The sequence below is a fragment of the Parabacteroides sp. An277 genome (assembly GCF_002159645.1).
Taxonomy (GTDB): domain Bacteria; phylum Bacteroidota; class Bacteroidia; order Bacteroidales; family Tannerellaceae; genus Parabacteroides.
In genome coordinates this window covers 19,003-29,625 of the sequence record NZ_NFJB01000039.1, presented here as the reverse complement: position 1 = coordinate 29,625, position 10,623 = coordinate 19,003, and the positions used below count along the sequence as shown (strand labels likewise).

The following is a 10,623-nucleotide window of genomic DNA, read 5'->3' as shown; positions in this document are numbered from 1 at the left end:
AGAAATACCACGCAATCAGCCTGTTCGAGCGATGGAAACCGGCCTCGGGAGCCTGGATGCCGGAGGAAATGCGGCAGTCCCGCATCAAAACCCTCGCCCAGGAATGGCTTCTGAAACAGTATTTTGACTCGATTGAGGAGTTGAAATTGGCTGGATAAGAAAATGAAGAATTAAGAATGAAGAATGAAGAATCTGCTTTGAATGAAAAATCATTTCACCCGGATGGAAATTCTTCATTCTTAATTCTTCATTCATTACGTCTGTGTGTCATCAACCTCGTTTTTAGTTTTTAACTTTTAATTTTTAATTGAATAACGTTGAAAGCATTATCAATAAGTGAATTGGCCATCCTGTATTTCCCGAAGGCATCGGTGAAGGTGGCGACGACGCAGCTCAAGCGGTGGATCAACTACAACGCGAAGCTGCGCGCCGAGCTCGACGAGACCGGCTACCGCGACGGGCAGCGGATGCTCACGCCCAAGCAGGCGGACTTGATTGTCTGGCATTTGGGCGAGCCTTGAGGGCGGCGAAACGGGAAGTTGGGAATTATCGGCCTCCGGCTTGATAATTCTCAACTTTTCATTTTGCGTTCTCGATTTAAATGTTTACCTTTGTGGCGTGTGGCGGAACGATTTGTGGATGAAAGTTTTACTGTTTTAATTAAAGTAACCATGAATAAAAAGATTTTGTTAGGCTTGGTAGCCATGGGCGGTCTCATTTTGACTGCTTGCAGCGACGAGAGCAACTCTTTAGTTGCTCTGAGTGATTCATCTGTAGCACAGGTCTCTTTGACGGGCGAGGAGGCTACAGCATTGAAAGTGAGATTGGAAGGCGCGGCGGTTTCTGCCGACGAAGCGAAGCAACGCGCCGGAAACCTGTTGAGCGGCGGGCAAGCAACCCGTTCGGCCGATTTTGAAAATGCGGAGTGCGAGGTTTATTGGGTGAAATATCAATCGCGTTTGCCCCAACTGTTTAGCGCGGATTCGAAACCGGATAGCATTCCGTTGTATGTGGTAAATTATAATGGCGGAGGCGGTGCCATTATTTCGGGCGACGAACGCCTTCCGGAAGTCTTGGCTTATTCGGAAGACGGGGAAATGACGTTGGAAAAGAATGGTTCGGGTTTGGATGTCTTTATTGACAATCTGCCCGCCTTTGTTAGCTATAAAATAGATGAATTTGAAGCGCATTACGATTCGTTGCTGCAAGTTGCCGAAGAGAAAACGGGCATTTCCACGATGGCTGTGCCTTTGCAGAGGATAGAACATGAATTGACGGATTGGCAAGTCATGTATAAAAAAGAGCCAATGGTAAATGTATTCTGGTATCAATATGATGGTTATAATGAAAAATTTCCTCCAGTAGGCAGTGGTGAGGAATATTTACCTCATGCTTATGTTGGTTGTGTACCTATTGCTATAGCACACATTATGTCTTATCATAAATATCCTTCTGTAATTGATAATTATACCATTGATTGGACTAGCATAACAAGTAGTCCTACAATAAACGGATTAAGTAATATATATCAGGAACAATTGCAAAATTTATTATACAAAATAACAAGTAATTGTAGCCCTCATTATACATATGAAGGAACTGGGGTGTCAATGGGGAATGGGCTTTATTTTCTCATATCTAATGGATATACTACGGAAGGAGTTCAACGTTATAAAAAAGAAGATGTTATAAACTCTATCAATAACAATCGTCCAGTGTGTGTCAGTGGATATCCAGATGAAAATAAAGATGGTCATGCTTGGGTAGTTGACGGAGCAGATGGAAAACAAAGGATTTTAACGGAACGAATATATGAATACATTGGAAAGAATGAACGTCCTGCGGATCCGATAAATCCATCAGAATGGAAACTGATTAGCGAAACAACAAGTTCAGAGAAAGAAGAACTTATTCATTGCAACTGGGGATGGAGAGAAACGAGATACAATGGTTATTATTACCATGAGGCATTTCATTTATCTAATGGTGTAAATTATGATTATGATTTAGAAACTATAGCAAATGCTAGACCAAGATAATTAATTTAGTTTTATGATAAAGGTATTAGAATACATCATAATTGGCATTTCTGTTTTTATGTTGCATGGTTGTGGTTCTGAAGCCGATTTAATAGGTCTTGGTACTGTAAATGACTTAAGTATAAATGCTTATCTACGAGACTCTGCCGGAAATGACCTGTTAGATCCAACCCAAAATGAATATATTAATCCTGATAGTATTCGGGCATTTTATGTAAAAGAAGGCCAAGTAGATTTGAATAGCCCCACATGGCTGACAGAGCGTGAAGACAATGGATTAAAATATATAGATGTTTATTTTGGATTGCATCATGAAAATGGATATTCAACGTTAGTGGTTTATTGGACAAACACTTGGGTAGATACTATTTGCTGCCAACTGAATGAATATGACGATATTATTACAGACGTATATGTAGATGGTAAATCTATATGGTCTATTTCAGAAGGCGCTCGCGATATTGTTTTCACCCGCCCAAGCGTGTCGGACGGCCAGAAGAATAGGCCGTAATATGCAGGAAAATTCCGGCAGATTCGCGAAAAAACAGGCGGATTTGCCGGAATTTCTTTCTTCTAACTTCCCATTTCTCCCCATTTTCGCCCAAAACGTCCCAAATGTCACACGTGTCAACTCCGCTATTTCCCCGCGTCGTACCTTTGCAGTGTCAATAAGAAAGAATGTTCCAATTATCGACAAAGTTTTATCATTTAATTATTAACTTTTAAATTCAAATTAGTATGGCATTACAGTACACATTAGTGCAAGGAAAGGACATGAGCGAAGGGGCGGCTGAGGACGCGAAGCTGTATTACGCGCGGGCGGTGAGCTCCGGAGAAATGACGTTTGAGGAACTCTGCGAAGATATCGCGGAAACTTGTACGCTGACTTCAGCGGATGTAAAGGCGGTTTTGGACCGTATGGCATGGATTATCAGCAAGAACCTGAAGGCGGGGCGCATCGTACAAATGGGTGAGCTGGGCAACTTTAGGTTGACGGTCGGCTCGCGCGGGACGATCACCAAGGAGGAATTCAACGCCTCCATGATCAAGAAGCCGAAGGTGGTGTTCCATCCGGGGAAGCGCATCCAGGAAGCCCGCGCCGAGACCTCGTTCGAACGCATTGGCGTCGAGGAGGAAGAAGCGGGCGCGGCGTAAATTGTTGGCACACAGATTTACCAATGAAGAATTAAGAATAAAGAATGAAGAATTGCTTCATCCGGATGGAAATTCTTCATTCCTCATTCTTAATTCTTCATTAATCTGTGTGCTATTCTACTTTTAGTTTTTAACTTTTAATTTTTAATTGAACAACATGGCAAACAAGAAGGAAATTTGGAAGATTGTGATTCAGACGTTGATTACGATATTGACGTCGATCGGGACGGCGCTCGGCGTCGTGAGTTGCGTGGGTGTTTAAGCGGAACACGGAGACGCGGAGCTTTTCATTGTTAATGGCTCCGTGTCTTTGCATTCAAACTACATCCAAGGGACATCTGCTTACTATTTTTCGGAAATAATCCGTATCTTTGCGTGAAATTTCGCAGGAAGAATAGGATGAAACAATATTTAGATTTATTACATAGAGTGCTGGACGAGGGCGTCGAGAAGGGCGACCGCACCGGGACGGGCACGATCAGCATCTTTGGACATCAGATGCGCTTTAATCTCGAAGAAGGCTTTCCGCTCCTGACGACCAAGAAACTCCACTTGAAGTCTATTATTTATGAATTGCTTTGGTTTCTTCGGGGCGACACGAATGTGCATTATCTGCAGGAACATGGCGTGCGCATCTGGAACGAATGGGCAGACGCGGATGGGAATCTGGGGCATATTTATGGTTACCAGTGGCGTTCGTGGCCGGATTATAAAGGCGGGACGATCGATCAGATCGCGGAAGCCGTCGAGACGATCAAGCATAATCCCGATTCGCGGCGCATCATCGTGAGCGCGTGGAACGTGGCCGATTTGGAGAACATGAACCTGCCTCCGTGCCATGCCTTTTTCCAATTCTATGTGGCCAACGGGCGGTTGAGTCTCCAACTGTACCAACGGAGTGCGGATATCTTCCTCGGCGTTCCCTTCAATATCGCTTCTTACGCGCTTCTGCTACAGATGATGGCGCAAGTGACGGGCCTCCAGGCGGGTGATTTCATCCATACCTTGGGCGACGCACATATCTATCTGAACCATTTGGAGCAGGTTCGTTTGCAACTTTCGCGTGAACCCCGTCCGCTTCCACGCATGGAACTGAACCCTGCCGTAAAGGATTTATTCGCTTTTCAATACGAAGATTTCAACCTGACGGGCTACGATCCGCATCCGCACATCGCGGGCGCCGTATCCGTTTAATATATTTAATATTATAGCAGATGAGTACTATTTCTATTATTGCCGCTATTGCGGATAATAACGCAATCGGTAAGAATCAGCAATTATTGTGGCATTTGCCCGCAGATATGAAACATTTCAAGGAATTGACAATGGGACATGCCATCATTATGGGGCGGAAAACGTTCGAATCGCTGCCTAACGGGCCGCTTCCCGGACGGAAGAACGTGGTATTGACCACCTATCCGGAAGATTTCGTGAATTGTTTTGCGTGCGAATCCATGCACGACGCGCTCGATTTGTGCGATCAAGAGGACGAAGTGTTTGTCATGGGAGGAGCTTTGGTTTATCGCCAAGCGTTGAGTCGGGCAGACAAAATGTATATCACGCGCGTCCATCAGACGTTTGAAAACGCCGATGCGTTCTTTCCGGTAGTGGATTGGGAACAATGGGAGGAGATTGAACATCAGGACTTTCCGGCCGACGAAAAGAACGCTTATCCTTACTCTTTCCATACGTATGTACGGAAGAAATAAAGGATTTACTTGTATTTAACACAACCTATACAACTTTTAGCTCTTACTTTCTATCTTATATATAAAACGTGTGGAATATGAAAGTAAGAGTTTTTTTTGTATCCTTGCTGGCGGCTTCTGGGCTTGCGTTATCGGGTTATTATGCGTGGGCAAATCAGAAGCCGACATTGCTTCAGGAAGCAATTCAAGGTAAAGGCGCGGCGGATGTGATCCGTTCGTTGGTGGAGAAGATGAGCGGCGAATTGGAAAAGGATTATGAGCGATTCCCTGAACTTATCCGCGAGGTGGAAAGCTTTACGCAAAGCCAGAGTGATTCGGCTACAATAGCCTTGCTTCATTCGCTTACGGCGCAGATGTATCAATCGTATTATAATAGTAATCGGATGAATATCCAGGGGCGCACCGATTTACAAGGCTATATCCCGGAAGATATCCGTGAGTGGACCTCGAACCTCTTTACTCAAAAGATAAAGGAAGAGCTGGACGCGTCGTTGTCTTCGGCAAAGACGTTGCAAGAGACGCCGACGACGCGCTTTGCCGACGTGCTGAAGTTGGGCGAGGATGCCCGCATGCTTCGTCCGACACTTTATGATTTCTTGCTCCAACGGGCTATCGAACTCCAACCCAGTGCGGACTATTATCAACGTTGGATTGCTTTCCGTGCGGCACAAACCGGCAATCCGAAGGCGGAGTTGCTCGTCGCGCTGGATTATTTGCGTTATCGCTTAGGGCCAATCCACACGGATGTCTATAAGGCCGGGTTGGATTCGCTGGCGGAAAAGTTTCCCGAAAAGGAATGCCAATTAGAAATCGACTTGGCGAAACTCCAATGGATGCAAGCCATGCAATATGATTTCCAAGAAGAAGCCCAACGCGATTCGGCTCGACAAGCCATTTATGCGTTTTGCGAAGAACGTTTGACGCAATATACGAAGGGCATGCTTCGTGCGAACGAGTTTCGGAATACATTGATGGGTATGAGTTTGCCCACGCTTCGCGTACAAAATAATAGCAACGTTTATCCGGGAAAGAACTTGGAATTGAATGTAACCTATCGAAATACGCCGACGCTCAAGGTGCGTATTTATCAGAATCTTTCTCGTCCGGAAGTGACGATGCGCAAGCAAAAGGGTTTCCGGGGCAAGCTGGTGAAGGAGGTGGATTATTCCTTCTCCATCGCGAAACCTTACGAGGAGGCAGATACGTTGCTCGCTATCCCGATGGAACAGTTGGGTTTATATGAATATGAAGTCACCGTGCCGGGCGAGGATTTGAAGGTCGGTGCCCCGTTTAGCGTCAGTCGGTTGGCGGCTTTGTGCCGGACAAACCCGAAAGGCGTGCAAGAGATACTGGTGACAGACTTTGAAAGCGGGAAACCTTTGGCGGATGTGCCGGTCGTTTGTTATAATGTGTCCAATCAATGGATATCGAAGGTGATAGGTGAAGTCCGGACAGATGCCGACGGTTTAGCCTCGTTAACTATCCCGAACCGGAAGCAGATTGATGCCATTCGCCCTGTGTTGGAGGGCGATACGGCTTCGCTTGTCACCTCGCTTTCGCCCGTTTATCCGGACGTGGCGGAAGAGTCGGACCTGACCGTCTATTTATTCACCGACAGAGGTATTTATCGACCGGGGCAAACCATCGCTTTCAAAGGAATTATTTATAACGAAGAAGGAGATGATTTACAGGCGAGACCGGGATTGAAGTATACGGTAATTCTTCGCGATGCGAACTATCAGGAAATCGATAGAAAGGAGTTTGTCACGAATGAGTTCGGTTCGTTTCATGGTGAGTTCACTTTACCCAAGCAGACTTTAAATGGGAACTTTACCTTGACGTCCGAACACACTTCGACCCATTTCCGCGTAGAAGAGTATAAACGTCCCTCTTTCCAAGTCGAAATCGAACCCTTGAAAGAGGAAGTGGCGTTTGGCAAAGAGATTTTATTAAAAGGAAAGGCGCAGAGCTTCTCGGGCGTCGCATTGCAAGAAGGGAAGGTGACGTGGACAATCCAGCGTCAGCCTTTCTGGTTGCGTAGTTATATGCCTTCTGATTATGGGTATAAGCAGGTGGCGAATGGCGAGGCCGAGGTGGACAAAGAGGGGAATTTCCTCATCCGTTTCACGCCAGAGCGGGAGAACGACGGGGCGAAACCGGTCTTTCGCTCGTATCAAGTGCAAGCGTTTCTGACGGATAGTAAAGGGGAGACGCAAGAGGCTGCGTATGTCTTCTCGGTGGGCGACGCGGGCATCGTTCTTTCGTTCGATATGGAAAACCAGCTGGAGAAAGAAAAGGCTTCTGCCCGGATTATGGCTCAGACAATCAATGGGGAAAAGGTATCTGCACAAGGTACGTATACGATTTCCCGCCAGTGGGAAGGAAAGCCGGATTCGATCTGTTCGGTGGGACACTTTACTACAGAGAAGCCTTTGGATAACACACATTTCGCTTCTCTTCCTTCAGGAAAATACCGCTTGCAGGTGCGTTCGATGGATAAGCAGGGCGTGCAAGTGGAAAGCGAACAGGAATTTCTGCTGTATAGCTTGTCGGATGCGCGTCCTCCGGTAGAGATGCCGGTGTGGATGCCTCAAAATTGGGTCGAAGCTGAAGTGGGAAAGACGGCACATGTGCTGTTCGGCACTTCCGAAAAACCGGCCTATGTGCTTTATGAACTCTTTAGCGAACGGGGCGATTTGCTTCATCGCGAACGGTTCACGATGGCGGACGAGAACCATTCTTTCGCCATTCCGTTCCTCGATTCGTATGAACGAGGCGTGACGGCTTCCTTCCTTTTTGTCAAAGAGGGCGAAGTATATCGGGGAACTTGCCGCGTCCAACGGAAAGTGAAGGAGCGCCAGTTGACGTTCCGGACGGAGACGTTCCGCAACCATCTCCTTCCGGGAAGCGAAGAGACCTGGAAATTCCGCCTTTTGGATAAAGATTCGCTGGCGGTGCGGGCGGAAGTATTGGCCAGCATGTACGACGCGTCGCTGGACGAGTTGATGCCATTCGATTGGTATTTCCAGCCGATGGTGCATACTTCCTTCTGGACACCCTATTTCCGCGAAGGTTGGGCTTTCCAGCGAGGATTCGATAGCGATGCCGGAAAACGCGATTATTTGTCCACGCCTTCGTATGCTTACGATGCGATGTATGCGGATTGGAATAAAATGCTTTATCAGAATCTGCGTTTCTATAATTCGCGGGTATTTGCCACCACGGGAAGCGTGCAACTGCGCGGGGCGATGGCGAAAGCCGAAGCAACCGAGGCGAGAGCTGAAGTATTTAATATGGTAGAAGATAATGCCGTGCTTGCCGAGCCGCCAGCCGTGGCGCAAGATATCGCAGTGGAAGCGGAAATCCAGCCATCTGGTTCACCTCAAATTCCGGTTTTGCGCGAGAATTTCCAGGAGACAGCATTCTTCTATCCGGTGTTGCGGACGGACGAACAGGGCGAAGTCGCTTTCCATTTCACGGTGCCTGAAAGCAACACAACCTGGAAACTGCAGCTCTTGGCGCACACGGATAGCATGGAATATGGCTATCTCTCGAAAGAAGTGGTTACTTCGAAGCCGTTGATGGTACAACTTAATCTGCCCCGTTTCTTGCGTGAAGGCGATGAGGTCTCGATCGCATCTCAGCTGGTGAACCAATTGGCTTCGGAGGTGAGAGGCAACCTATCGTTTGAACTCTTTAATCCGGAGAATGAAGAGGTGTTGGCGCGCATGGAGAAACCTTTTGTTTTGGCTTCGGATAGTGTCGGTTCGCTGACGTGGTGTTTCCAAGTGGGCGACTGGTCGAAGTTGGGCGTAGTCGGATGTCGTATCGTCGCCGAGAGTACAGAGGGAAGCGATGGCGAGCAGTATCTTTTGCCTGTATTGTCGGATGAGGTATTGTTGACGGAAAGCGTGCCTTTCTTCCTGATGGAGGAATCCGGGGTGAAGATGAAACTTCCGAAACAAGCCATAGAGAATCCTTATCGGGTGACGTTGGAGGTCAGTACGAATCCTGTCTGGTATGCGATTCAAGCGCTCTCCACGTTGAACGAACCTGAGCAGGAAGATATCCTTTCGTGGTTCTCGGTGTATTATAGTAATGTCTTGTCTCAGTATGTAGCTCAAGCACATCCGCGTATTCGCCAATTAATTACGCAATGGAATGCGGCAGGAGGCGATGCGGGAACCTTGCTTTCGAACTTGGAAAAGAACGAAGAGCTCAAAACGATTCTCTTGGAAGAGACGCCTTGGGTGATGGAGGCCAGAGACGAAACGGAGCAAAAGCAACGCTTGGAGCTACTTTTCGATATGAATCGGGCAGAACAAGTACGTGCGGAGGCTTTCCATCAACTCCTCGAGCGGCAGACGGTTGAAGGCGGTTGGAGCTGGATGAAAGGGATGCCTTCCAGCTTCTCGATGACGGTGCAAATCCTCAAAGGCATGGCGCAATTGGTGCAGCTTGGTGCGGTGCAATATGAGGAGGCAGAGAAAGAGATGCAAATGCGTGCGCTTCGTTTCTTGGATACGTCGCTTAAAGAAGATTATGAGCAGTTGCTCCGTTCGGGTATGAAAGAGAACGTCCGTCCGAGTGAAGAGCAGATAGAATATCTCTTTGTACGTAGTTTTTATCGTGATATTCCTGAGGGCGATGCCCGCGAGGCTATTCGTTTCTATACTTCGCAGGCTGAGCAACATTGGGAAGAGTATGGGCTTTATGGCCGGGCTGCTATCGCTTGGTTGATGCAGGCAAATGGAAACAAGGCGAAAGCTTCTGAAATCCTGGCTTGGTTCCGCAAGACAGCCACTACGGATAAGGAAAAGGGAATGTATTGGGCCAATAATCGGGCTTCGTATGCGTCTCTTTATCAACCGGTTGAGACGCATTGCCTCCTGATGGCGCTTTTCCATTGGATGGAACCTAATGCTCAAGAGGCCGACCGGATGAAGCAATGGCTCCTTGTCCAGAAGCGTACGCAACATTGGGCTTCTGTCCCGGCTACGCAAAACGCCGTCTATGCGTTGCTCCTCACGGGTAGTGATTGGCTCTCGGAAGAGGGAACCGTACAAGTGGAGAATGGCAAAGAAACCATTCATATCGATACGCCTTATCGGAAGCAGGAATTGACAGCGGTTCATGTGCCCTTATCTATCGAAAAGACAGGCGACGCGCCGGTGTGGGGAGCTGTCTATGTACAATATTTTGCTCCGATTCGCGAGGTGAAGAAGCAGAAAGGCGTGTTGAATGTAGAGAAGAGGCTTTTCCAAGAGGTGAATACAAGCGAAGGAAAACAGCTTCGTCCTGTTTCGGAGGGAGAACCGCTTCAGGTAGGCGACAAGGTGGTGGTTCGCCTCACGATTCGTACGGACCGGCGAATGGATTATGTCTTCCTGAAAGACCTCCGCGCCGCTTCGTTTGAGCCGGCCGAAGTGCTCTCGTCCAGTCAATACCGCGATGGCGTATGGTATTATCGTTCGTCGAAGGATGTATCGGAACATATTTACATCGAGCATCTTCCGCAAGGTACTTTCGTCTTGGAATATCCGCTTTATGTGGCCCGGAGCGGACGATATGCCAGCGGCATGGCGACTATCCAATGCCTCTATGCGCCCGAGTTTGTGAGCCACACGGAGGGCGGGACAGTTGTCATTCCGTGAGAGGATAGTTATAAAACATGTCATTTAGGCTTGTAGTGAGGTGAAACTACAAGCCTAATTTTTTGT

The 10,623-nt window shown here is 47.6% G+C and carries 8 protein-coding genes; all 8 read left to right on the top strand.

Annotation, left to right across the window (positions count from 1 at the left end; translation table 11 throughout):
• Positions 1–317: 317 nt before the first annotated feature.
• The 8 genes from B5F77_RS13195 to B5F77_RS13165 all read left to right on the top strand — a co-directional run bounded on the left by B5F77_RS13195 (position 318) and on the right by B5F77_RS13165 (position 10,557).
• Positions 318–521, top strand: a complete 204-nt coding sequence (locus tag B5F77_RS13195; protein ID WP_239446356.1) for a DUF4248 domain-containing protein — start codon at positions 318–320, stop codon at positions 519–521.
• Positions 522–671: 150 nt separating this feature from the next.
• Complete coding sequence (locus B5F77_RS13190) at positions 672–2,039, top strand: C10 family peptidase (RefSeq protein ID WP_087331528.1); 1,368 nt, start codon at positions 672–674, stop codon at positions 2,037–2,039.
• Between the two features lie 13 nt (positions 2,040–2,052).
• A complete protein-coding gene (locus tag B5F77_RS13185; protein ID WP_087331525.1) occupies positions 2,053–2,550 on the top strand; it encodes a hypothetical protein in 498 nt (165 codons plus the stop codon).
• Positions 2,551–2,777: 227 nt separating this feature from the next.
• Entirely contained in the window at positions 2,778–3,194 is a 417-nt protein-coding gene (locus B5F77_RS13180) for an HU family DNA-binding protein (RefSeq protein WP_087331523.1), read from the top strand.
• 157 nt (positions 3,195–3,351) lie between these two features.
• Positions 3,352–3,456 carry a smalltalk protein gene (locus B5F77_RS15775; protein WP_162608006.1) on the top strand — a complete coding sequence of 35 codons (105 nt, stop codon included), beginning with the start codon at positions 3,352–3,354 and terminating at the stop codon, positions 3,454–3,456.
• Between the two features lie 137 nt (positions 3,457–3,593).
• Complete coding sequence (locus tag B5F77_RS13175; RefSeq protein WP_087331519.1) at positions 3,594–4,388, top strand: thymidylate synthase; 795 nt, start codon at positions 3,594–3,596, stop codon at positions 4,386–4,388.
• 20 nt (positions 4,389–4,408) lie between these two features.
• Positions 4,409–4,903, top strand: coding sequence for a dihydrofolate reductase (locus tag B5F77_RS13170; RefSeq protein WP_087331517.1), 495 nt, complete (start codon positions 4,409–4,411; stop codon positions 4,901–4,903).
• Positions 4,904–4,980: 77 nt separating this feature from the next.
• On the top strand, positions 4,981–10,557 hold the full coding sequence (locus tag B5F77_RS13165) for an alpha-2-macroglobulin family protein (RefSeq protein WP_087331513.1): 5,577 nt from the start codon (positions 4,981–4,983) through the stop codon (positions 10,555–10,557).
• The last annotated feature ends 66 nt before the right edge of the window (positions 10,558–10,623 follow it).

Coding starts and splice junctions, on each gene's coding strand:
- B5F77_RS13190 (WP_087331528.1), top strand. CDS start 672: ATGAATAAAAAGATTTTGTTAGGCTTGGTAGCCATGGGCGGTCTCATT.
- B5F77_RS13185 (WP_087331525.1), top strand. CDS start 2,053: ATGATAAAGGTATTAGAATACATCATAATTGGCATTTCTGTTTTTATG.
- B5F77_RS13180 (WP_087331523.1), top strand. CDS start 2,778: ATGGCATTACAGTACACATTAGTGCAAGGAAAGGACATGAGCGAAGGG.
- B5F77_RS15775 (WP_162608006.1), top strand. CDS start 3,352: ATGGCAAACAAGAAGGAAATTTGGAAGATTGTGATTCAGACGTTGATT.
- B5F77_RS13175 (WP_087331519.1), top strand. CDS start 3,594: ATGAAACAATATTTAGATTTATTACATAGAGTGCTGGACGAGGGCGTC.
- B5F77_RS13170 (WP_087331517.1), top strand. CDS start 4,409: ATGAGTACTATTTCTATTATTGCCGCTATTGCGGATAATAACGCAATC.
- B5F77_RS13165 (WP_087331513.1), top strand. CDS start 4,981: ATGAAAGTAAGAGTTTTTTTTGTATCCTTGCTGGCGGCTTCTGGGCTT.